The sequence below is a fragment of the Haemophilus haemolyticus genome, from assembly GCF_001679045.1.
Classification (GTDB): Bacteria; Pseudomonadota; Gammaproteobacteria; order Enterobacterales; family Pasteurellaceae; genus Haemophilus; species Haemophilus haemolyticus.
On sequence record NZ_LYCK01000012.1, the window covers coordinates 23,341 to 45,687 of the forward strand.

At 38.2% G+C, this 22,347-nt stretch carries 21 protein-coding genes and 2 tRNA genes; 14 read left to right on the forward strand and 9 right to left on the reverse strand.

The genetic code is table 11. The features are described 5' to 3' along the window. Positions 1–3: 3 nt before the first annotated feature. Positions 4–357, reverse strand: a complete 354-nt coding sequence (locus A8M50_RS03570) for a YacL family protein (protein WP_032826506.1) — start codon at positions 355–357, stop codon at positions 4–6. A gap of 1 nt (position 358) precedes the next feature. Further along, the gene (erpA, locus tag A8M50_RS03575; protein ID WP_005632606.1) at positions 359–703 is read right to left on the reverse strand and encodes an iron-sulfur cluster insertion protein ErpA; all 345 of its coding nucleotides are present in this window, start codon (positions 701–703) and stop codon (positions 359–361) included. Positions 704–839: 136 nt separating this feature from the next. On the opposite strand from erpA, the gene map reads away from it, so the two are divergent. The 3 genes from map (at position 840) to wecA (ending at position 5,474) form a co-directional block, all read left to right on the forward strand. Continuing rightward, positions 840–1,646 carry a type I methionyl aminopeptidase gene (gene map, locus A8M50_RS03580; protein ID WP_005638836.1) on the forward strand — a complete coding sequence of 269 codons (807 nt, stop codon included), beginning with the start codon at positions 840–842 and terminating at the stop codon, positions 1,644–1,646. Positions 1,647–1,739: 93 nt separating this feature from the next. Further along, entirely contained in the window at positions 1,740–4,331 is a 2,592-nt protein-coding gene (gene glnD / locus A8M50_RS03585; protein WP_005644988.1) for a bifunctional uridylyltransferase/uridylyl-removing protein GlnD, read from the forward strand. Between the two features lie 75 nt (positions 4,332–4,406). After that, positions 4,407–5,474 carry a UDP-N-acetylglucosamine--undecaprenyl-phosphate N-acetylglucosaminephosphotransferase gene (wecA, locus tag A8M50_RS03590; RefSeq protein WP_005644695.1) on the forward strand — a complete coding sequence of 356 codons (1,068 nt, stop codon included), beginning with the start codon at positions 4,407–4,409 and terminating at the stop codon, positions 5,472–5,474. 129 nt (positions 5,475–5,603) lie between these two features. Here wecA and A8M50_RS03595 read toward each other — a convergent pair. From A8M50_RS03595 to orn, 3 genes are all read right to left on the reverse strand, one after another. Then, positions 5,604–5,679 (reverse strand) — tRNA-Gly (locus A8M50_RS03595). 24 nt (positions 5,680–5,703) lie between these two features. After that, a tRNA-Gly gene (locus tag A8M50_RS03600) sits at positions 5,704–5,779 on the reverse strand. A gap of 93 nt (positions 5,780–5,872) precedes the next feature. After that, a complete protein-coding gene (orn, locus tag A8M50_RS03605) occupies positions 5,873–6,421 on the reverse strand; it encodes an oligoribonuclease (RefSeq protein ID WP_005644920.1) in 549 nt (182 codons plus the stop codon). Between the two features lie 70 nt (positions 6,422–6,491). On the opposite strand from orn, the gene rsgA reads away from it, so the two are divergent. The 7 genes from rsgA (at position 6,492) to A8M50_RS03640 (ending at position 13,149) form a co-directional block, all read left to right on the forward strand. Next, positions 6,492–7,532: a small ribosomal subunit biogenesis GTPase RsgA gene (gene rsgA, locus A8M50_RS03610; protein WP_005644975.1), complete on the forward strand. Its 1,041-nt coding sequence runs from the start codon at positions 6,492–6,494 to the stop codon at positions 7,530–7,532. A gap of 160 nt (positions 7,533–7,692) precedes the next feature. Beyond that, positions 7,693–7,950: a phosphocarrier protein Hpr gene (gene ptsH, locus A8M50_RS03615; protein ID WP_005635899.1), complete on the forward strand. Its 258-nt coding sequence runs from the start codon at positions 7,693–7,695 to the stop codon at positions 7,948–7,950. Positions 7,951–8,028: 78 nt separating this feature from the next. Beyond that, complete coding sequence (gene ptsI / locus A8M50_RS03620; protein WP_005645015.1) at positions 8,029–9,756, forward strand: phosphoenolpyruvate-protein phosphotransferase PtsI; 1,728 nt, start codon at positions 8,029–8,031, stop codon at positions 9,754–9,756. 60 nt (positions 9,757–9,816) lie between these two features. Next, positions 9,817–10,317, forward strand: a complete 501-nt coding sequence (gene crr, locus A8M50_RS03625) for a PTS glucose transporter subunit IIA (protein WP_005635907.1) — start codon at positions 9,817–9,819, stop codon at positions 10,315–10,317. 93 nt (positions 10,318–10,410) lie between these two features. Beyond that, positions 10,411–11,610, forward strand: coding sequence for a mannose-6-phosphate isomerase, class I (gene manA, locus A8M50_RS03630; RefSeq protein WP_005644780.1), 1,200 nt, complete (start codon positions 10,411–10,413; stop codon positions 11,608–11,610). 82 nt (positions 11,611–11,692) lie between these two features. Further along, positions 11,693–12,610, forward strand: coding sequence for an SPFH domain-containing protein (locus A8M50_RS03635; RefSeq protein ID WP_005628412.1), 918 nt, complete (start codon positions 11,693–11,695; stop codon positions 12,608–12,610). Between the two features lie 83 nt (positions 12,611–12,693). Beyond that, positions 12,694–13,149 carry an NfeD family protein gene (locus A8M50_RS03640; protein ID WP_005645000.1) on the forward strand — a complete coding sequence of 152 codons (456 nt, stop codon included), beginning with the start codon at positions 12,694–12,696 and terminating at the stop codon, positions 13,147–13,149. A 91-nt stretch (positions 13,150–13,240) separates the two neighbouring features. Here A8M50_RS03640 and A8M50_RS03645 read toward each other — a convergent pair whose 3' ends face one another. Then, the gene (locus A8M50_RS03645) at positions 13,241–14,008 is read right to left on the reverse strand and encodes a TOBE domain-containing protein (protein WP_005644935.1); all 768 of its coding nucleotides are present in this window, start codon (positions 14,006–14,008) and stop codon (positions 13,241–13,243) included. Positions 14,009–14,244: 236 nt separating this feature from the next. On the opposite strand from A8M50_RS03645, the gene modA reads away from it, so the two are divergent. The 3 genes from modA (at position 14,245) to modC (ending at position 16,914) form a co-directional block, all read left to right on the forward strand. Further along, the gene (gene modA / locus A8M50_RS03650) at positions 14,245–15,009 is read left to right on the forward strand and encodes a molybdate ABC transporter substrate-binding protein (RefSeq protein WP_005644814.1); all 765 of its coding nucleotides are present in this window, start codon (positions 14,245–14,247) and stop codon (positions 15,007–15,009) included. Between the two features lie 134 nt (positions 15,010–15,143). Then, positions 15,144–15,872, forward strand: coding sequence for a molybdate ABC transporter permease subunit (gene modB, locus A8M50_RS03655; protein WP_005644756.1), 729 nt, complete (start codon positions 15,144–15,146; stop codon positions 15,870–15,872). Further along, positions 15,859–16,914 carry a molybdenum ABC transporter ATP-binding protein ModC gene (modC, locus tag A8M50_RS03660; protein ID WP_032826505.1) on the forward strand — a complete coding sequence of 352 codons (1,056 nt, stop codon included), beginning with the start codon at positions 15,859–15,861 and terminating at the stop codon, positions 16,912–16,914. The genes modB and modC overlap by 14 nt, the downstream gene beginning before the upstream one ends. Before the next feature lie 71 nt (positions 16,915–16,985). Here the strand turns inward: modC and A8M50_RS03665 are convergent, their stop codons facing one another. The 3 genes from A8M50_RS03665 to A8M50_RS03675 all read right to left on the reverse strand — a co-directional run bounded on the left by A8M50_RS03665 (position 16,986) and on the right by A8M50_RS03675 (position 21,808). Further along, positions 16,986–19,481 (reverse strand): DEAD/DEAH box helicase, encoded by a 2,496-nt coding sequence (locus tag A8M50_RS03665; protein WP_005645089.1) that lies wholly within the window; start codon positions 19,479–19,481, stop codon positions 16,986–16,988. A 178-nt stretch (positions 19,482–19,659) separates the two neighbouring features. Then, on the reverse strand, positions 19,660–21,177 hold the full coding sequence (locus tag A8M50_RS03670; protein WP_005644710.1) for an Eco57I restriction-modification methylase domain-containing protein: 1,518 nt from the start codon (positions 21,175–21,177) through the stop codon (positions 19,660–19,662). After that, positions 21,152–21,808, reverse strand: a complete 657-nt coding sequence (locus A8M50_RS03675; RefSeq protein WP_005644837.1) for a DNA methyltransferase — start codon at positions 21,806–21,808, stop codon at positions 21,152–21,154. Before A8M50_RS03675 ends, A8M50_RS03670 begins: the two co-directional genes overlap by 26 nt. Before the next feature lie 63 nt (positions 21,809–21,871). Between A8M50_RS03675 and A8M50_RS03680 the strand changes: the two genes are divergently transcribed. Continuing rightward, complete coding sequence (locus A8M50_RS03680; RefSeq protein WP_009500992.1) at positions 21,872–22,336, forward strand: hypothetical protein; 465 nt, start codon at positions 21,872–21,874, stop codon at positions 22,334–22,336. The last annotated feature ends 11 nt before the right edge of the window (positions 22,337–22,347 follow it).

A 22,347-nucleotide genomic window follows, 5' to 3' on the forward strand; every position in this document is an offset into this window, starting at 1 on the left:
CGGTTAAGAGATAAAATCAACATAAGCTTCGAGGAAATGGATAAAATCTTGCGTGCCACAAAAAGCAATGCTTTCTTCATCATAATAATGAAAATCGTCTTCCAAAATTTCATCTGTCTCAATGGCGAGATTATTCGCTCGCACCATTACTTCATCAGCATCTAAAAACAAAGTATATTCTGCGCCGATTAAGATCTCTTCTTGATTTTCAGAGAGTGATTGTGCAGTAGAAAGTGCGGTCAAAATCGCCTTTGGATTTGACCGCACTTCTGTATTGAACCAGTTAGCAAGGGCAATGTGTTCCATCGAACACTTTACGGATACATTGCCTTGATAATGTGTAAATTGAAAATCCATTTTAGATACTAAAGGACGAACCGCAGCCACAAGTGCTGGTAGCATTTGGATTATTTACAGTAAAGCGTGAACCTTCTAAACCTTCTGTGTAATCGACGGTACCACCGATTAAATACTGTAAACTCATTGGGTCAATCACAAGTTGAACCCCTGATTTTTCAATCGTTAAATCGCCTTCATTCACTTTTTCATCAAAAGTAAAACCATATTGGAAACCGCTACAGCCACCACCCGTGATATACACGCGTAATTTTAAATTAGTATTTTCTTCTTCGCTGATTAAACTTTTTACTTTATTCGCTGCTGCATCAGTAAATGTCAATGGTACTGCAATGTTATCTGTCATAATTATTTCCTGCTTCCCGAAAATTTGAATTCCGTTATTATCTAATAACCATTTACTCCATTCAAGTGTAATCCAGTTTTTTCCTAGAAATCGTGCTATAATCTGGCAAAATTTTTTTCAAAAAAGGTGAAATAAAATGGCTATTCCAATTAGAACAGAAAAAGAAATTGTAAAACTACGTGAGGCCTGCAAATTGGCTTCGGATGTTCTGGTGATGATTGAACCTTACGTAAAAGCAGGTGTAACTACAGGTGAACTTGATCGAATTTGCCATGAATATATGGTGAATGAACAAAAGGTTATCCCTGCGTGTTTGAATTATCATGGTTTCCCAAAGGCTACCTGTATTTCCATTAACGAAGTTGTATGTCACGGTATTCCAAGTGACGATAAAGTGCTTAAAAATGGCGATATTGTGAATATTGATGTCACGGTGATTAAAGACGGTTATTTTGGTGATAACTCAAAAATGTATATCGTGGGGGGCGAAACGAATATTCGTAGTAAAAAATTAGTGGAAGCGGCACAAGAAGCCTTATACGTGGGATTGCGCACAGTAAAACCAGGTATTCGTTTAAATGAAATAGGTAAAGCTGTGCAAAAATATACAGAAAGCCAAACTTTCAGCGTTGTGCGTGAATATTGCGGACATGGTGTTGGTACAGAATTTCACTGCGAACCTCAAGTATTGCATTATTACGCAGATGATGGAGGGGTGATTTTAAAACCAGGCATGGTATTCACGATTGAGCCAATGATTAATGCGGGCAAAAAAGAAGTGCGCGTTATGGGTGATGGTTGGACAGTAAAAACCAAAGATCGTAGCCATTCAGCACAATACGAACATCAACTTGTTGTCACAGAAACTGGTTGTGAAGTGATGACTATCCGCGATGAAGAAATTGCAGAAGGTCGAATTTCGCGGATTATGGTGAATGTGTAATTGACATTAAATTATAGGATAAGGGCGTAGATATACGCCCTTTTTGTTTTTCTTTATAATAAAGCGACTTCGATTTAACAAAAGGCAATTAATATGCTGTTTTTTCCGACACTATCTTTTCCTTTAACGCCAAGTGCGGTCAAAATTGAGCGAGAAAATCTTAAGCAATTTGAGCTTGAGAATTTTTCTCATTATTCCATTTTTGAGCTTATTGAAAATCGCAGTGATTTTTATGATGCCTTATTGATTCAACTTTGGCAGGAAATGGGATTAAGTGAACTACAGGGGATTGCTTTAATTGCGGTGGGCGGTTATGGACGGCGTGAGATGTTTCCTTTGTCGGATCTCGATTTTTTAATTTTGGTAAAGCAAACACCTAGCCTAGAAATTGAAGAAAAGATCACCCAATTTATCCAATTTTTATGGGATTGTGGCTTTGAGGTAGGAAATAGTGTTAGAACTTTAGAACAATGCGAATCGGAAGGAAAACAAGATATTACGATTGCCACCAATTTATTAGAAGCAAGATTTCTTGCTGGAAATCGACCGCACTTTGATGCGCTAAATGAATTGGTAATACATGCTAATTTTTGGTCGAAAGAAGATTTTTTTAATGCTAAAGTGCAAGAGCAAATAGAACGTTATCAGCGTTATCACAATACAGCTTATAACCTTGAGCCAGATATTAAGTACAGCCCTGGTGGTTTGCGTGATTTGCATTTGTTGTATTGGGTGGCGTTGCGCCATTCGGGAGCGCTGACCCTTGAGGCCATTTTACAAAGTGGTTTTATTTATCCTCAAGAATATCAGCAACTACAAGAAAGTCGTGCATTTTTATTTAAAGTGCGGTTCGCTTTGCATTTGATTTTAAAACGTTACGATAATCGTCTGTTGTTTGATCGTCAAATTAAAGTCAGTGAATTGTTGGGGTTTCGAGGGGAAGGCAATCAAGCTGTGGAAAAAATGATGAAATGTTTTTTCCAAGCATTACACCGAATTTCGCTTATTAGTAATTTGCTGATTCAGCATTATCGAGAAAATGTGCTTTCATCAAATCAGGATAGCGTGATTCATCAGTTAGACGATGATTTCCAACTGATTAATCAATGCTTATGTTTGCGTAATAGCCGTGTTTTTCAAGAAAAACCAGCGCGAATTTTAGATCTATTCTTTTATTTAACGCAGTACGAACAGGCCAATATTCATTCTGATACTTTGCGCCAATTACAAATTTCCTTAGATCAATTATCACAAAAATTATGCGAAATTCCTGCAGCTCGAGAAAAATTTCTACGTTTGTTTAATCAACCTAATGCGATTAAGCGTGCGTTTATTCCGATGCACCAATATGGCGTATTAACGGCGTATCTTCCGCAATGGCAAGCCATTGAGGGCTTAATGCAATTTGATTTATTTCATATTTATACGGTGGATGAGCATACATTGCGAGTGATGTTGAAATTAGAAAGTTTTCTATCACAGGAAAGTGCGCAAGAACATCCCATTGCTCATCGAATTTTTAGCCAACTTTCTGACCGCACTTTACTTTATATTGCGGTGTTATTCCACGATATTGCAAAAGGGCGGGGCGGTGATCACGCAGAGCTTGGCGCAGAAGATGTGGCAGACTTTGCGCAATTACATGGTTTAGATCGTCGAGAAATTGATACCCTTGCTTGGCTCGTAAAATCCCATTTGCTGATGTCAATTACGGCGCAACGCCGTGATATTCATGATCCTGAAGTCGTCATGAATTTTGCGGAAGCCGTGCAAAATCAAGTTCGATTAGATTATCTGACCTGTTTAACGGTGGCGGATATTTGCGCAACTAACAGCAATTTATGGAATAGCTGGAAACGTTCGCTTTTTGCCTCTTTATATGAATTTACTGAACAGCAATTTGCACAAGGCATGAAAGAATTGCTTAATTATTCAGAAAAATCGGCAGAAAACCGAAAACTTGCACAACAAATTTTAACGCATGATTATTCAGATATTGCACCAATCTTTATTGAGCAATTATGGGCTCGTTGTCCTGAAGATTATTTTGTGCGTAATACGCCAAAACAAATCGCGTGGCATACAAGTTTGTTGGTGGATTTCGCTGAGGCATTATTAGTGAAAATTAGTAATCGCTTTTCACTTGGCGGCACGGAAGTGTTTATTTATTGCCAAGATCAACCGCACTTATTTAATAAAGTGGTGAGTACCATTGGAGCAAAAAAATTCAGTATCCATGATGCACAGATTATTACAGCACAAGATGGTTATGTTTTTGATAGCTTTATCATCACGGAACTTAACGGTGAATTAGTGGAATTTGATCGTCGCCGAGAACTAGAGCAAGCTCTAACATTAGCCCTTCAAAGTGAAAAATTACCCGCACTTTCTATTACGCCTAATCGCCAGCTTCAACATTTTACTGTACAAACCGACGTGCGTTTTTTACACGAAAACAAAAAAGAGCATACTGAAATGGAACTGGTTGCGTTAGATAAACCAGGTTTATTAGCACAAGTGAGCCAGATTTTTAGTGAGCTAAATCTCAATTTATTGAATGCGAAAATTACCACAGTGGGCGAGAAAGCAGAAGACTTTTTTATTTTGACGAACCAATTTGGACAAGCTCTGGATTCTCAACAAAGAGAAATATTACGTAACGTGCTGTATCGAAATATTGGATAGTCCTTTTTATAAAAATATATTTCTAGGTAAATTTGCCTTATGTTATCCTTTACAAAAAAATTTTAGGGTCACACTATGCTGAGTATTTTTGTTACTTTTCTTGGCGCATTTTTAACATTGATTGTGATGCGACCAGTTGCCAATTGGATTGGATTAGTTGATAAGCCAAACTATCGGAAACGTCATCAAGGCGCAATTCCGCTAATCGGTGGCGTATCGCTTTTTGTTGGAAATCTTTGCTATTACCTGATGGAATGGGATCAACTTCGATTGCCGTATCTCTATTTGTTCAGTATTTTTGTTTTATTGGCGATTGGGATTTTAGATGATCGATTTGATATCAGTCCTTTCTTAAGAGCAGGGATTCAAGCAATACTGGCGATTTTAATGATCGATCTTGGGAATGTTTATCTTGATCATCTAGGTCAAATTTTAGGGCCTTTCCAGTTAACGCTTGGTTCAATTGGTTTGATTATTACCGTCTTTGCCACTATTGCGATTATTAATGCCTTTAATATGATTGATGGTATTGATGGATTGCTCGGTGGGCTTTCTTGCGTTTCTTTTGCCGCGATTGGTTTCTTGATGTATCGAGATGGGCAAATGGATATGGCGCATTGGAGTTTTGCTTTAATCGTATCAATTTTACCTTATTTGATGCTAAATCTAGGGATTCCATTTGGACCGAAATATAAGGTGTTTATGGGGGATGCGGGGAGTACATTAATTGGTTTTACCATTATTTGGATTTTGTTATTGAGTACGCAAGGAAAAGGGCATCCGATGAATCCAGTAACCGCACTTTGGATTATTGCGATTCCTTTGATTGATATGGTTGCGATTATTTATCGCCGTGTACGTAAAGGTAAAAGCCCATTCCGCCCAGATCGTTTACATGTTCATCATTTAATGGTGAGAGCGGGTTTGACATCAAGACAAGCCTTTTTATTGATTACGTTTGTTTCTGCAGTTTGTGCAACTATCGGTATTTTAGGGGAAGTTTATTATGTGAATGAGTGGGCGATGTTTGTCGGCTTTTTCATTTTATTTTTCCTTTATGTATATTCAATTACGCGTGCATGGCGAATTACTCGTTGGGTAAGAAGAATGAAACGTCGCGCAAAACGGTTGAAGAAAGCATAAAAATAAAGGCTTGTGTTATTAAATCACAAGCCTTTATTTTTTGAGAAAATTCACCGCACTTTTAACATTTTGGTAATCTATTTTTGTAGATAGAAAAAATCCCCAACCTTTTGGTTAGGGATTGAAATTTGGAGCGGGAAACGAGGCTCGAACTCGCGACCCCGACCTTGGCAAGGTCGTGCTCTACCAACTGAGCTATTCCCGCAATAATACTTTTATAATGTGAAATTGGAGCGGGAAACGAGGCTCGAACTCGCGACCCCAACCTTGGCAAGGTTGTGCTCTACCAACTGAGCTATTCCCGCAGTTCACATCAGTGAATGAGCCCGCATTATACAAATATTTTTAGGGCTTGCAAGGGCAATTTCATAAAAAGAAATTTTTTGTTGAAGTTTTCGTCAATCTAATTTCATGAAATGTTCGCGATAATAAGCCAGCTCTTTAATCGATTCTCGAATGTCATCTAGCGCCAAATGTGTATTCTCTTTTTTAAAGCCTTCTAAAATTTCAGGTTTCCAACGTGCTGCAAGTTCTTTTAATGTGCTCACGTCTAAATGACGATAATGAAAATAATCGGCTAAATCAGGCATATATTTCACTAAGAAGCGCTTATCTTGGGCAATGCTGTTACCGCAAATTGGCGACGCACCTTTTGGAACCCATTTTTTTAAAAAGTCTAAGGTTTGTAATTCTGCTGCACGTTCGGTGAGTTTGCTGGTTTTTACGCGTTCAATTAAACCATTTTCACTATGTGTTTTTTGGCACCAATAATTCATTTTATTGAGTAATTCATCAGATTGATGAACAGCTAATACCGGGCCCTCTGCCAAAATATTCAAATTTTTATCTGTCACAATAGTCGCAATTTCAATAATACGTTCTTTTTCCGGATCTAAACCGGTCATTTCTAAATCAATCCAAATAAGATTTTGTTTATCGAATGGCATAATATCAGGTATCCTATGCAAAAATTTTTTTCATTTTACCAAAAACAAGGGAAAAAACGACCGCACTTTTATGGCTAAACGTAAATTAACTCAAAACCAAACCAGAAGAATTCAATCGAATAATGCGAAAACATTACATCGTCATAAGAAAAAAGAGATTGAATGGTCAGATGAAATGCTTGGCGAATCACAAGAAGGTGTTGTGGTCACGCGTTATTCGATTCATGCTGATGTCGAAAATGAACAAGGCGAAATTTATCGTTGTAATTTGCGTCGTGCCTTGTCGAGTTTGGTGGTAGGAGATAAAGTTGTTTGGCGTAAAGGCAATGAACAATTACAAGGTGTGAGCGGCGTGATTGAGGCTATCCATCCCCGAGAAAATGAAATTTCCCGTCCAGATTATTATGATGGTTTGAAACCCATTGCGGCGAATGTTGATCGTATTATTATTGTATCAGCAGTATTGCCAACGCTTTCCTTAAATATTATCGATCGTTATCTTGTTGTGTGTGAGATTGCGGGAATCACGCCTCTCATCGTTTTGAATAAAGTGGATTTATTGGCGCAAGAACAGCGTCAAGAAATTGAAGAACAACTTAAAATTTACCAAGATATTGGGTATGAAATTTTAATGATTTCAGCAAAGAGCGGTGAAAATATGGAAAAATTAACCGCACTTTTGGCACAAGGCACGGCGATTTTTGTTGGGCAATCTGGTGTCGGTAAATCGAGTTTAATTAATCATATTTTGCCTAGCGTAAACGCTCAAGTAGGGGATGTGAGCGAAACATCAGGGCTAGGGCAACATACGACGACATCATCGCGTCTTTATCATTTGCCACAAGGCGGTAATTTAATTGATTCGCCAGGAATTAGAGAATTTGGGCTTTGGCATTTAGATGCCGAGCAAATCACAAAAGGGTATCGAGAATTTCAATATGTTTTGGGAACCTGTAAATTCCGTGATTGTAAACATTTGAGCGATCCTGGGTGTGCGTTGCGTGAAGCCGTCGAGCAAGGAAAAATTTCGCCTGTTCGTTATGATAATTATCATCGATTAATTGAAAGTTTAAGTGAAACAAAATCACAGCGTCATTTTTCAGCAGTTTAACGATTGCGCACTATGTGTAATAAATAAACTATTTATCTTTTTTTTATGATTTAATTCAAGCTTTTTAGTGTTTATTCTTGATTATTTTGCTTTGAAAAAGGATACTAGGGCAACTTCCTAGTTTTTTATTTTTTAACCATTAATTAGTAGAGGTAGCATTATGTACTCAAAAGATGTTGAAATCACCGCGCCAAACGGTTTACACACTCGTCCAGCAGCACAATTTGTGAAAGAAGCGAAAGCATTTTCTTCTGATATCACAGTAACGTCTGCTGGTAAGAGCGCAAGTGCAAAAAGTTTGTTTAAGCTACAAACATTAGGGTTAACACAGGGAACAGTGATTACCATTTCTGCAGAAGGTGAAGATGAGCAACAGGCTGTAGACCATTTAGTTGCTTTAATTCCAACCTTAGAATAATACTGACTTAGCCATAAAATTGAGAAATTTTATGGCTATTGTTTATCTATCCTTTTTTAATTATTTCGGAAGGTATCTATGATTTCTGGCATTCTCGCATCCCCAGGTATTGCCTTTGGTAAGGCACTTGTTCTTAAAGAAGAAAAGATTGTTCTTGATACGCAAAAAATTACTGATGATCAAATTGACGAAGAAATTGCTCGATTTTATGAAGGTCGTGCATTGGCGGTGGAACAACTTAATTCAATCAGAGAGCGTGCATTAATTTCTTTAGGCGAAGAAAAAGCCGCAATCTTTGAAGGCCACTTGATGATTCTTGAGGATGAAGAATTAGAAGAAGAAATTCTTGATTATCTTCGTTCAAATAAAGTCAATGCCGCAGTTGCAGCGAGCAAAATTATTGATCAACAAGTCACAATGTTGTCGGAGATCGATGATGAATATTTGAAAGAGCGTGCGGGTGATATTCGTGATATTGGTAACCGTTTAATTAAAAATATTTTGGGCATGTACATAGTCGATCTTGGCGATATTCAAGAAGAATCAATTCTTGTCGCTTATGATCTGACTCCATCAGAAACTGCTCAACTTAATCTTGAAAAAGTATTAGGGGTTGTCACTGATATTGGTGGTAGAACCTCTCATACTTCTATTATGGCGCGTTCTTTAGAATTACCGGCGATTGTAGGCACAAATAATGTGACTGAATTAGTTAATACAGGTGATTACTTAATTTTAGATGCGATAAATAATCAAGTTTATATTAATCCAGCACAATCTCAGATTGATGAATTAAAAACACTTGAAGCTAAAATTTCTCAGGAAAAAGCAGAGTTAGCTAAATTAAAAGATCTTCCCGCAATCACATTGGATGGGCATAAGGTTGATGTTGTTGCGAATATCGGGACAATCCGTGATTGTGAAGGGGCAGATCGCAATGGCGCAGAAGGTATTGGTTTATACCGAACTGAATTCTTATTTATGGATCGTGAACAGCTTCCGACAGAAGAAGAGCAATTCATCGCCTACAAAGAAGTCGTAGAATCAATGAACGGGCGTTTAACCGTGCTTCGTACTATGGATATTGGTGGTGATAAAGAGCTTCCATATTTAGATTTACCAAAAGAAATGAATCCATTCTTGGGATGGCGTGCGATTCGCATTGCGTTAGATCGTCGTGAAATTCTAAATGCACAATTACGCGCAGTGTTGCGTGCTTCAGCATTTGGTAAATTGGCGGTGATGTTCCCGATGATTATTTCCGTAGAAGAAGTTCGAGAATTAAAAGCGGTTATTGAAACATTAAAAGCGGAGTTACGTGCAGAAGGCAAAGCTTTTGATGAGCATATCCAAGTGGGGGTAATGGTTGAAACGCCATCCGCCGCTGTAAATGCAAAATTCTTAGCAAAAGAAGTAGATTTCTTCAGTATCGGTACTAACGATTTAACTCAATATACTTTGGCTGTGGATCGAGGCAATGAGTTAATTTCACATCTTTATAATCCGATGCAGCCATCTGTGCTTGGTTTAATCAAACAAGTAATTGACGCTTCTCATGCAGAGGGCAAATGGACGGGAATGTGCGGTGAATTAGCCGGTGATGAACGTGCAACCTTATTGTTACTTGGTATGGGATTAGATGAATTTAGTATGAGTGCTATTTCCGTACCTCGAATTAAAAAATTAATCCGTAATGTGAATTTTCAAGATGCAAAAGCCCTTGCTAATGCCGCATTACAAAAACCGACCGCTTCGGAAATTGAGCAGTTAATCGAAGAATTTTTGGCGGAAAATGCATTAAATTAAACAAAATTGTTTGATTTTACGTTAAAATAACAGCCATCTATGAATTGATAGGAGATTAAAATGGGCTTATTTGACAAGTTATTCGGTTCAAAAGAAAACAAATCTGTGGAAGTTGAAATTTATGCACCTATCTCTGGTGAGATTGTAAATATTGAAGATGTTCCTGATGTAGTTTTCTCTGAAAAAATCGTGGGTGATGGTGTTGCTATTCGTCCTACCGGTAACAAAATCGTTGCGCCAGTGGATGGTGTGATTGGTAAAATTTTTGAAACCAATCATGCTTTCTCAATGGAATCAAAAGAAGGTGTAGAATTATTTGTACACTTTGGTATTGATACCGTTGAGCTAAAAGGTGAAGGCTTTACTCGTATTGCGCAAGAAGGTCAATCTGTTAAACGCGGTGACACCGTGATTGAATTTGATCTTCCTTTATTAGAATCAAAAGCAAAATCTGTGTTAACGCCAGTTGTTATTTCTAATATGGATGAAATTTCTTGCATCGTGAAAAAATCAGGTGAAGTCGTTGCTGGAGAGTCAGTGGTATTAAGCTTAACTAAATAATTTCTTTACGATAAAAAAGTCCGCCTTTGTGCGGATTTTTTATTTATGTAAATAAAACTGTGGTGTAGATAGGATTCAACGGAAAAATTAAAAATGATCTATAAACTTACAGGCTCACTCCAAAATTACGTATGGGGAGGGCATCAATATATTCCTCAATTACTGAATATTCCTGCAGAAGAAAATCAATATTATGCTGAATGGTGGTTAGGCGCACATCATTCTGCGCCTTCAAGCATTGAAGTCGATGGTAAAAATGTATTACTTACTGAATTTTTACAGAAAAATCCTACCGCACTTGGCGCACAAAGCCGAGCAAGTTTTGGTGATGAATTACCCTATTTATTAAAAATTCTTGATGTCGCCCAACCTCTTTCCATTCAACTTCATCCAACAAAAACGCAAGCTGAAATAGGCTTTGCGGAAGAAAATGCGAAAGGCATTGATTTAAAAGCATCAACACGAACTTATAAAGATAACAATCATAAACCTGAAATGATGATTGCTTTATCTGATTTCTGGTTGTTGCATGGTTTTAAAAATAAATCGGACATTATCGAAACTTTAGAGGCACGATCATCTTTAGTCCCGCTTGCAAAAAAATTGCATGAACAAGATTTACATGCTTTCTATGCCGATATTATGCAAGCAGAACAAGCTCAGCTACACCAATGGCTTTCCCCAATTCTGTTGGAAAATCAAACTGCTTATGAGGCTAATAATCTGGATTTAACTAATCCAGATTATTGGGTGCTTTATACCATTGATGCAATGAATATTTCTTTAGATAAATTAGATGCAGGTTTAATTTGTTTCTATTTGTTTAATATTGTGCACCTCAAAAAAGGCGAGGGAATTTACCAATATGCTGGCATTCCGCACGCTTATTTACGCGGGCAAAATATTGAACTGATGGCTTGTTCAGATAATGTGATTCGCGGTGGTTTAACGCCTAAATATGTGAATATTCCAGAATTGCTTAAAATTGTCGATTGTCGTGAAGTGGAGCCTAAAATTATCCCGTCAGCACCTCAAGACGCACGCATATTTACTTATGCTACGCCTGCACAAGATTTCGCTTTGCAAAATATTCAATATGAATGTGGTGAAACGCATCATTTAAAAGCACAAAGTGCGAGTATTTTATTGGTGATGAAGGGCCAGTTAAATTTACGTTCAGAAACGACCGCACTTTCTTTGAAACAAGGTGAGTCAGCTTTCATTACCGCAGGTGCTTCTTATGAAGTGGAAGGCTTAATTGAAGGCTATGCAGTAGTGGCAAAATTGCCTTAATATTATATAAAATAGGCTATAAAAGTATGGGTGGATTTGATAGACTTTTTTCATTAAATCTACCCTAATAAAGGAGAAAAATATGCTTGATGGATTCGCTATTTCTACATTAATTTTTGTGATATTAGTCGCATTAATTTTGTTTTCTACAGTGAAAACCGTACCACAAGGCTATAACTGGACAATCGAACGTTTCGGTCGTTACACAAGAACGTTAATGCCTGGGCTAAATTTAGTGGTGCCTTTTGTTGATCGTATTGGCCGTAAAATTAATATGATGGAACAAGTTTTAGACATTCCTTCCCAAGAAGTGATTTCTAAAGATAACGCCAATGTTTCTATTGACGCGGTTTGTTTTGTCCAAGTGATTGATGCCCGAAGTGCGGCTTATGAAGTAAACCATTTGGAACAAGCTATCATCAATTTAACCATGACAAATATTCGAACCGTGCTTGGCTCGATGGAGCTTGATGAAATGCTTTCCCAACGTGATTCTATTAATAGTCGATTATTGGCTATTGTGGATGAAGCGACAAATCCATGGGGGATTAAAGTAACGCGTATTGAAATTCGTGATGTTCGTCCGCCTCGTGAATTGATTGATTCTATGAATGCTCAAATGAAAGCGGAACGAAATAAACGTGCTGAAGTATTAGAGGCTGAGGGGATTCGTCAAGCTCAGATTCTTCGTGCTGAAGGTGAAAAACAAGCTAGAATTCTAAAAGCAGAAGGGGAGCGACAAGAAGCCTTTTTACAAGCTGAAGCTCGAGAACGTGCCGCGGAAGCTGAAGCAAAAGCAACGCAGATGGTATCAGAAGCAATTACCAGCGGTGATACCAAAGCGATTAACTACTTTATTGCACAAAAATACACAGAAGCATTGAAAGAAATCGGTAGTTCAGGAAACAGTAAAGTCGTGCTTATGCCATTAGAAGCTGGCAATTTAATTGGTTCTGTTGCAGGTATTGCGGAGTTATTAAAGGGCGATAAAAAATCTTAATTTAGATAAAGTGCGGTGATTTTTTTAATCGTTTATCGCCGTACTTTTGTAATAAAAAGCCCTTACAATGAATAGGAGAATCTATGGCGGATTGGTTAATAAATTGGACGCTTTGGCATTGGCTGATTTTAGGCTTTATTTTGCTTATTGGTGAAGTGCTTACACCTGGGATATTTTTGCTATGGTGGGGATTAGCGGCTTTAGTGACGGCATTTGTACAATTTCTTTTTCCAAACCTTTCCCTTGCCTCACTTGCTATTTTTTACGCGCTATTAGCTTGTATACTTTCTGTGATTTGGTGGAAATATCAACATGGTAAAGATCGTCATGATCAATCTCATTCAACATTAAATCAACGCGATCATGCTTTACTTGGTAAACAAGGCATTGTTCAGGAAGTTGGAGCGAATGGAATTGGTCGAGGCGCTTTTGGAGATACAACTTGGCGTATTCAGGGCGATAATCTCACGGTTGGTGCATTGATTGAAGTTGAACGTGTGGATGGCATTACGCTGATTGTAAAAAATCTTTCTAATTAGTTTTGGGTTTTATTTGATAAGAAAAAACAGGCATCAAGCCTGTTTTTTTATGAGATTAAAATGTTCTTCCAATATTTACCGCACTTTGGGATTAACCTAGCGTTGCTAAAATAATTTGCTCTTGATCAATGTGAATCCAAACCTGTTGCCCGATTTGCCATTGATTCGGCTGGTGGACTGTGGCACAAAATTCAATATCGTTTTCAGCAAATTGAAGGATAGCTTCTTCTTCATTTAGTGATTTGATATTTACAGGGAACTGATTAGATTGATTATCCAGTGGTTTTTCACTAATTTTTACCCACGGCGCTTTGAACATCAGCATCACTTCTTTTTCCGTAATGAGTTTCAAACGAGCCGAGCTTTTTGTGGTAATAGAAACTTGCAACGGCGTTGGTAATCCTTGCACATTCACATCCACAACACAACGAGAGTCAATGATTCTTTGTTGTGCCACTCGTCCAAAAAATTGATTGCGTGCGCTACTTTGTAAAGAAAAACGTGCGGTTGCCGTTAGCAAACTATCTAACGGAACGGATTCATCTTGTAGGATATGAAAAGCGTGTTCTTGCGTACGTTCTAATAAATCATAAAGCTGTAATAAGCGCTCGGCATAAGTGGTCAGCGCCGTACCTCCGCCATTTTTTCCACCTGTATTTCGTTCAAGCAATGGGCGAGGACTGATTTTATTCATGGCTTCTAAATGATCCCACGCACTTTTATAGCTCACTTTTGCATTTTTCGCTGCTTGATTAATCGAACCGCATTGTTGAATTTCTTTGAGTAAACGCACTCGTTTTGGATCGATAAAAAGTGCTTGTTGAAGTTTAATGGTGAGTAAAATTTCGGTGTTTTTCATTTTGGTTCTCCCCAGTGATGATTCGAGTATTCTACTGGAAAAATAGAATGAGATAAAATTTCTTCTGGAACTAATCTTAAGATTTGTTATAACGATCTTTTAAAAGCAAAATCATCCTATTGTTTAATAGGTTTTTTACTAAAAATGGGTAGTTCTTTTTTGTGTTTCACACTTTCTTTATATACTTTCATTGATATATAATAAAGTAAATAACGTTCTACCATAGGAGATGATTCATGAAAAAATTAACTAAAATTTCAACCGCACTTTTAATCGCAGGATTAGGCTTTTCTTTTGCAGCATCCGCTAAAGTGACTGTATTTGCAGCTGCTTCAATGACAGATGCTTTACAACAAGTTGCAAAAGATTACGCAAAACAAAATCCGAAAAATGAAGTGGTATTTTCTTTCGCTTCTTCTTCAACTTTAGCAAAACAAGTTGAAGAAGGCGCGCCAGCAGATATTTTTGTTTCTGCAAGCAATAAATGGATGAAATATCTTTCTGAAAAAGATTTAACCGTAAAAGAAACCGAAAAAGTTTTAGTGGGCAATGATTTAGTATTAATCGCACCAGCAAAAAGTGCGGTAAATTCTGTGGATATTGCTAAAGGTGAATGGATCAATGCATTAAAAGATAGCTATTTATCTGTTGGCGATCCTGCGCACGTACCAGCAGGTCAATATGCAGAAGAAGCATTAACCAAATTAAATTTATGGGATAAAGTGCAAGATCGTTTAGCGCGTGCTAAAGATGTTCGTGGCGCATTAGCTTTAGTTGAACGTGCAGAAGCACCTTACGGTATTGTGTACAGCACTGATGCAAAAGTTAGCCAACAAGTTAAAACTGTTGCAGTGTTCCCTGCGGATAGCCATAAACCAGTTGTTTATCCTGTTTCTATTGTAAAAGGTCATGATAATGCGGATTCTCGCGATTTCTTGAAATATTTAGAATCAGATGCTGCGAAGAAAGTGCTTGTAGGGTATGGTTTCTCTGCAAAATAAGATAGAATCTTAATAGTCATGAAGGGCGGATATTTCTGCCCTTTTGTTATTATAGAGCATCTTACCTCTCATCAATGTGGGATATTCCCATAAACAAGGGATTTAAAGAGAGGCTATTTAGATAAGGATTCATTTTGCTTACCCAATTTTTTTCATTTTTCAATCTGACTCCAATGGAAATCTCAGCGATTAATTTAAGCCTGAGTGTTGCAGTCAGTTCTATGCTTTGGAGTTTGCCGTTAGCCATTTTTGTGGCGTGGCTCTTAGCGCGTAAAAACTTCTATGGAAAATCCCTGATTACTGGCGTAATTCATTTGCCTTTAGTGTTGCCACCTGTGGTTATCGGTTATCTATTGCTTGTGGCAATGGGACGTAATGGTTTCATTGGTAAGTATTTATATCAGTGGTTTGGCTTATCTTTTGGTTTTAGTTGGAAAGGGGCGGTGCTTTCCTCTGCCGTGGTTGCTTTTCCATTGGTTGTTCGGGCGATTCGACTTTCTTTAGAAAATATTGATATTAAATTGGAGCAAGCGGCGCAAACACTCGGTGCTTCCGCTTGGCGTGTATTTTTTACAATAACCTTGCCGCTTTCTTTACCGGGGGTTTTAGCTGGGCTTGTTCTTGGTTTTGCGCGATCATTAGGGGAATTTGGCGCGACCATTACGTTTGTATCGAACATTGCAGGCGAAACTCAAACGATTCCACTTGCGATGTATTCTTTTATTCAAACACCGGGAGCAGAAGAACAAACCGCTCGCTTATGTTTATTTGCTATCATTCTTTCATTGATTTCTTTGCTATTGTCAGAGTGGTTGAGCAAGCGAATGCAGAAAAAATTAGGACAAGGACATGTTGCAGATTAATGTGAAAAAACAGCTCGGGCAACTTGCCTTGCAAGCGAATATACAAGTGCCAGATCAAGGTGTGACAGCTATTTTCGGTTTGTCTGGCTCAGGCAAAACATCGCTGATTAATCTTGTCAGTGGCTTGATACAACCAGACGAAGGATTCATCCGTTTAAATGACCGCACTTTAGTGGATATGGAAACGCAGGAATCATTGCCGACCCACTTGCGTAAAATTGGCTATGTATTCCAAGATGCGCGTTTATTTCCTCACTATACCGTGAAAGGTAATTTGCGCTATGGCATGAAAAATGTCTCGCAAGATGATTTTAACTATATTGTGGATCTTCTCGGTATTACTCATTTATTAAAGCGTTATCCGCTCACGCTTTCTGGTGGTGAGAAGCAGCGTGTCGCAATCGGTCGAGCATTGTTGGCTGAGCCTGACATTTTACTGATGGACGAACCACTTTCAGCCCTTGATGTTCCCCGCAAACGCGAGCTAATGCAATATTTGGAACGTCTTTCTAAAGAAATTAATATCCCGATTTTATATGTTACACATAGCTTGGACGAATTGTTACGTTTAGCTGATCGCGTTGTGCTGATGGAAAACGGCATTGTGAAAGCCTATGACAGCGTAGAAAAAATTTGGAATAGTGCTATTTTTGTCCCTTGGAAAGGAGAAAGCGAACAGAGTAGTGTGCTTGCCTTGCCCGTTCATTTGCATAATCCACCTTATAAAATGACCGCACTTTCGTTAGGCGAACAAGCGCTTTGGATTCATCAAGTGCCCGCGAATGTAGGCGAGCGAGTGCGAGTTTGTATTTATAGTTCAGATGTTTCTATCACATTGCAAAAGCCAGAACAAACAAGCATTCGTAATATTTTACGTGGCCAAGTTGCACAAATTGAGATACAAGATTCTCGAGTGGATCTTGCTGTATTAGTGGAAGGGCATAAGATTTGGGCAAGCATCAGTAAATGGGCCCAAAATGAACTGCGTTTTGCTGTTGGGCAAGATGTCTATGTTCAAATTAAAGCGGTGTCGGTGATGTGAATATCACGTCCTATTGACTGTTAAATGTTATTGATAACGGTGAATAATCTATATATCCACCGTTTTTCAAACTAATACGCTCCTCGGTATTCCCGAATATCCACAGTGGTATCATAAAGGCCGATTTGTTCTGGATGATGTTTCACAATACCAGTATATTCAAGACTGCTATCTTCATAGCGTTTGAATTTAAACACCGCATCGTTCATCAAACCTTTGTTAAACAAATTAAGGCTGACTAACAAATCAAAATCGGCTTGCGTTAAGCCCGTCACCTTTTTAAATAATTCGCTATCTAGTTGGCGGATCACATCTTCTAACATATATTCGCGGTAATCGGTCAAATACATAAAAATCGGAATACGGGTGGCGAACTTCATCAATTTTTCTTGAATCTGTTTACGCAAATTTTTCTCCGCTTTTTCTTCCTCCGAAATATCTTTTTTCTGTTGTGATGTTGGATTATCTCCAGCCTCTTTTTTCGCTTTTTTAACTGCTTCTGATTTATTGATGATGGTTTCTAAATCTAAATTTAACTGACGGAAGCCTTCAATATTCATCAATGCTTTCATTGCCTGATCGTTATTTTTCAGTTTTCTAAGTGTGTCATTGTCCACGTTCACCAACAACGCACTTTCCCAACGACGTGCCAAAAGTGTTGCCGTTGTGCCACTCATCGCCATATCTAAAATGCCCGATGCATCAATTGGTCGCATTGAACTTCCATCATATGCCAACACAGGCAAGAACTGAATAAACTCTGCCACTTTACGCTCAGGGTTAATGCTCTCCGTATTCAGTTGGCAGCTGTAATAGGCAAGCTGTCGCAATGCTCGGTCTGGTGCGAAATCAAACACATAGCAATTCTCTTTTAGAATACATTGTGCATTGGGATTATTCGGATCTTGTCCACGTAATACCCAAGGAGTTTGCACACGGAAAGCTGCTTGGAAATAGGTTTCAGGGCTGGTAAGGTTTCGCAACATAAAAATCCCTGCCCAAGGTGCAACGGATACACCTGTCGTTAATTTGCCACAGCTAAGCGTAATACTTTTGGTTTTAAGCGGATCTTGCATCGCCTTTTTCACGGGAATTAATGCATCAGCCCCCATGCCTGCTTCATTACCTGCCGCCACAATAATTTGATAATTGTGATAAAACGTATTTTGCGGTTGAGTTAATAAATTCCGCATTGCATAACAGCTTGCCACATTTGGTAAGAACCAAAGTGTGTGTAACAAACTGCCTAATAAATTGGCATCACTAAATGGCATTGGTGGGCGTTCTGCGCCCATTTTGAGATTATCTACCGTAGTAGAAAGTAGCTGCCCACGAATGAGATCTAACCATTTTTGCACTTCATTTTGGTATTTAAATTTCGCTTTTTCTCCTTCATCTGTAGCAGAGAAAAATACGTTTAAATCAAACTCAGCAAACTCTCCTTTTAAGGCAACTTCACGAATTTCATCGGGTAATTGGTAAGTCAGCATCACCATTTTCGGCAAGGCTAAATAAGGGTTATTTTCACCCTCCCACGCATTTTTGGCTTTTTGTTCATCGGAATACGTCCAGTTGAAAATTTGCTCTTCAATAAACTCGCCCGAATTGATGGCACGGAATGGCGTACCCGATAAATAAAGGTAATGATCTGTGGTAATTGGCAACAATTCCTCATCAAAGTAGTTGAGCGAATCAAGCTCCATTTCGAGCGCTTCGGCTTGCTGTTGCTTGGATTGCTCTTTTTCCCAATCGTTATCGGCAAAGAGATCTTTCGCCTTGTCTCGCCACGCCCCATAGTGATATTCATCAAAAATCACACAGTCCCAATTGATAGCGTGTACCCATTCATTTTTGAGCTTAATCCCACCCGCTTTGCTTTTGCCCAAATAATCTTGGAACGAACCAAAACAAACCTGCGGAAAATTCGCATTCATTTGCCAATCTTTTTCTACCGTCACGAACGCCCAATCTTGGAAATCAAGGTGATTTTGTAAATCTTCTTGCCACGCGTTTTGTACTGCAGGTTTAAACGTTAGTACTAACACTTTCTTCCACCCCATTCTTTTTGCTAATTGGTACGCTGCAAAGGTTTTCCCAAAACGCATTTTGGCATTCCAAAGAAAATGGGGAATTTTATCTTGATTAAGTGGGTCGTTTGCAAAATTTTGGAAATAATCAACCGCTTTTTCTACCGCACTTTGCTGTTCAGGTCGCATGCCGAAGTTAAAAATCGTTTGGCGTTTCTGCACTACGCCCGTTTTTACTTCCAATAATGCCGCTTGTACTGCTTTTAAATCACATTTAAACCATTCTCCATCAAGACGTTCTACGCCATGTTTCAGCAAAACCTGATGCACTTCGTGATCAGTAAAAAATGAGCCATCTTCGCGAATTGCCTCTTCGTCTAGTTCAACTCGGTAGCTTTGAGAAGGTAACGCAACAGGATATTGTTCTTTTAAGCGTTCCGTTACGGTTCTTGTGGTGTAACCAACTTTTAGGCAATCGGGATAACGGGTGTCAGCGTAGGCATAAATTCTCGGGCGACGTAGCGGTGAAAGATAGCTCATTGTTTTTCCTTTGTGATATTATAGGCATATAAAATATAAATTTTGCTCAAAAACTTCCCTCTTTAGCAAAGAGGGGCAGGGGGAGATTTGGCAGGAGTGAAAACGAAGCTCATGAGAAATTAAGATCGCAATCAAATCTCCCCTAACCCCTCTTTTCTAAAGAGGGGGATCTTGAGTGTTATTCATTTGTCATCGGGCGAACCATTGATTCAATATATTCAATTTCTGCTTGCGTTAATTGATATTTTTCATAGAGTTCTTTGTCTGTCCATGGTTTAGAGAAGTCTTGCATTGGAACAAGTTCATAGACTTTTTTAGTGGTATGTTGGGTATTTTTCTTGAGCGTAAGCATAAAATGGAAAAAACGCGTATTAATGTAACTCATTACATTTTCACAAGTTTGCTTATCTTCAAATGGTCCCATAACAAGATAAGTTTCCGTGCAAGCGGTATTGGGTTCGGCATAAATCGGTTTTACCCAATCAGTTTTACTATCTCCAGAGCCCACGGCATAAGGTGCTATAACTTTATGAGCATGAATCCATTGCTTATTAACAGGGATATCTTCTTGTTTTACATAACCAGTACCTTTATTTTGATAAAGTTTTACATTATGAGCTGATGATTTATAAGGTACAGAATTTCCTTTAAAATTTGTTGCTAACCCAAATGGTTTTCTTCCGCTAATTAAATCACTAAAACTTTTTTCTTCTTTTTCTTTTACTTTCCTTAAAATGTGAACCGCACTGTTATAACGAATTAAAAAATCTAATCCCTCTTCTTTAAGCGGTCGTTTCATTTCAGAAATTTGCGAATTTTTTTCGTGGGTCGCAATTAAGCAATCATCGTTGTGTTGTTCTTCCCAAAGGAAATAACAAACCCCTCCTTTAATTTCTACACCAGTGAAGCAATCACTTGAATTTGGAAAATCATGAATTTCTGAAATTCGTCGGTCGTTGAGCATTTGATCACGAAAATCATCTAAACCTTTCCCACCGGTAAACCATCTTGCCGGAATAATCATCGAAAGGTATTTCGGCTGTAATTTAATGGCTTGTTGCACAAATTGATCATAAATCGGTTTGGCACTGGCTTGTGCACCACCATCACTCAACTGATACGGCGGATTGCCGATAATGACATCAAATTTCACGGGTAATTTCTCATTGATATTGGCTAAATCTTGATGAATAAAGGAATAGGCGTGGTTTTCTAATTCATCACTACGGTCATAAACTTTTTCGCTTGCACCGCACTTCACGCAACGTCCATTTTCCCATTGGTGTTTTAGCGGAGAATAAAAAATATTGCCTTGCGGGTCGTTAAATCCCTCACAAACAGAAAATTTTCCATTGGCCTCACGGCTGCAATAAAGCGTGCGACGGGCAAGTAAAGCAGTGAGTTCGGTGATACCCAAGCCAAAAATTTGTTTGGTTAGAATATGGTTGATTCGGTTTTGTAAATCGGGAATTTCGTCTTTCAGTCCTTCCAATAATCGTTTGGCAATTTCTCGTAAAAACACGCCTGATTTAGTGGAAGGATCGAGAAATGTTGTTTTTGATGAACGGAATAATTCTTGCGGCAATAAATCCAACATTTGATTGGCAAGTGCAGGCGAAGTGAACACTTCATCATTTGATAAATTCGCCAAGCAAGAAAGCACGTCAGGGTTATAGTTTATCGATGAGTTTTGCATTTTGAATGTCCAGAAAATAGCAGCTTTTAAATTCTTGTTTTGAAAGTGATTGATAGGGTTGAACACGCTGATCTACTAAATTTTTGAAAGTAAAATCATGGCGTTTAATTTTCCACTTCAAGTAGCCAGAGCCCATTTCTTGTGCAGTCCAATGAGGAAACGTTAGCATTTCATATTCACCATCCTCATTAGGTTTGACATAAGTCATTGAAAGTGCATCACCGTGAACAATATTAAGTTCTAAAATATGCTTTAACACGACATAGTATTTTTCGTTTATTTCTGAATAAAGTAGTTCATATTGCTGTTGCATATAGTGAAATAAACGCATTCGACAAGCATCTACGTTATCTTCTAGGCATTCAATGCCATAAAGACAATACAGGGCACGAATAGCATAAAATTCATATTTACGTTGATGCTTTTTGTATAATTTTTCTACCTTTGCCAACTTTCTTTTCAAAATGGCAATTAAGAAATTCCCATCACCACAAGCCGGTTCTAGATAAGTTGCTTCATCTTGCAACGGTCTTTGTTCAATAAGATCTAACATCGCATTGACTTCTTGCTCACGAGTAAACACTTCCCCGTGATCCGAAACACGCTGTTTTGATTTAATTTGTTTGGTCATAACGTAATTAACGTAACTTTAAACGTAATTTAATGCGTAATTATAATAATTGTTACGTAATTTTTGATCAAGATTTTCGTAAATCAAAAAGATCTGTTTAAAGTTGCAGATATGAATGAAAAAGAAAAATTTGCAACAAATTTACGTCGGATCTTGATTGAGAAGGGCTATGAACCAAAAGCCTCGGTAATTGAGCGTGAATTTAACTTACGTCATTATGGTAAGCCGATTGGTTTGCACGCTGTCGCACGCTGGTTAAGAGGAGAGGGATTGCCTTCGCTTGCTCGCTTACAAACCTTAGCGAAATGGTTAGAAATTGATATTCAAGAATTAGTATCAGATGAAAAGGCCTATCAAGTTGCAAAATTAGAAAAGAAAAAAGAACCGAATAAGCATATTTGGGAAAGTGCGGCAAGTTATCAGGATCAGACGCTTTTTCAAATGTTCTTGAATTTGCCACAAGAGCAGAAAAAAGTGGTACGAGAGGTGATTATGGCGATGGATAAGGCGTATCGTTCGGGGAAATAATATGAATAATA

Bases quoted from the DNA above. Each gene is read 5' to 3' on its own strand.
- map (WP_005638836.1), top strand. From the start codon at position 840: ATGGCTATTCCAATTAGAACAGAAAAAGAAATTGTAAAACTACGTGAG.
- crr (WP_005635907.1), top strand. From the start codon at position 9,817: ATGGGCTTATTTGACAAGTTATTCGGTTCAAAAGAAAACAAATCTGTG.
- ptsI (WP_005645015.1), top strand. From the start codon at position 8,029: ATGATTTCTGGCATTCTCGCATCCCCAGGTATTGCCTTTGGTAAGGCA.
- A8M50_RS03670 (WP_005644710.1), bottom strand. From the start codon at position 21,177: ATGCAAAACTCATCGATAAACTATAACCCTGACGTGCTTTCTTGCTTG.
- modC (WP_032826505.1), top strand. From the start codon at position 15,859: ATGTTGCAGATTAATGTGAAAAAACAGCTCGGGCAACTTGCCTTGCAA.
- A8M50_RS03645 (WP_005644935.1), bottom strand. From the start codon at position 14,008: ATGAAAAACACCGAAATTTTACTCACCATTAAACTTCAACAAGCACTT.
- erpA (WP_005632606.1), bottom strand. From the start codon at position 703: ATGACAGATAACATTGCAGTACCATTGACATTTACTGATGCAGCAGCG.
- orn (WP_005644920.1), bottom strand. From the start codon at position 6,421: ATGCCATTCGATAAACAAAATCTTATTTGGATTGATTTAGAAATGACC.
- A8M50_RS03675 (WP_005644837.1), bottom strand. From the start codon at position 21,808: ATGACCAAACAAATTAAATCAAAACAGCGTGTTTCGGATCACGGGGAA.
- A8M50_RS03635 (WP_005628412.1), top strand. From the start codon at position 11,693: ATGCTTGATGGATTCGCTATTTCTACATTAATTTTTGTGATATTAGTC.
- wecA (WP_005644695.1), top strand. From the start codon at position 4,407: ATGCTGAGTATTTTTGTTACTTTTCTTGGCGCATTTTTAACATTGATT.
- modA (WP_005644814.1), top strand. From the start codon at position 14,245: ATGAAAAAATTAACTAAAATTTCAACCGCACTTTTAATCGCAGGATTA.
- rsgA (WP_005644975.1), top strand. From the start codon at position 6,492: ATGGCTAAACGTAAATTAACTCAAAACCAAACCAGAAGAATTCAATCG.
- A8M50_RS03665 (WP_005645089.1), bottom strand. From the start codon at position 19,481: ATGAGCTATCTTTCACCGCTACGTCGCCCGAGAATTTATGCCTACGCT.
- A8M50_RS03570 (WP_032826506.1), bottom strand. From the start codon at position 357: ATGGATTTTCAATTTACACATTATCAAGGCAATGTATCCGTAAAGTGT.
- glnD (WP_005644988.1), top strand. From the start codon at position 1,740: ATGCTGTTTTTTCCGACACTATCTTTTCCTTTAACGCCAAGTGCGGTC.
- manA (WP_005644780.1), top strand. From the start codon at position 10,411: ATGATCTATAAACTTACAGGCTCACTCCAAAATTACGTATGGGGAGGG.
- A8M50_RS03640 (WP_005645000.1), top strand. From the start codon at position 12,694: ATGGCGGATTGGTTAATAAATTGGACGCTTTGGCATTGGCTGATTTTA.
- ptsH (WP_005635899.1), top strand. From the start codon at position 7,693: ATGTACTCAAAAGATGTTGAAATCACCGCGCCAAACGGTTTACACACT.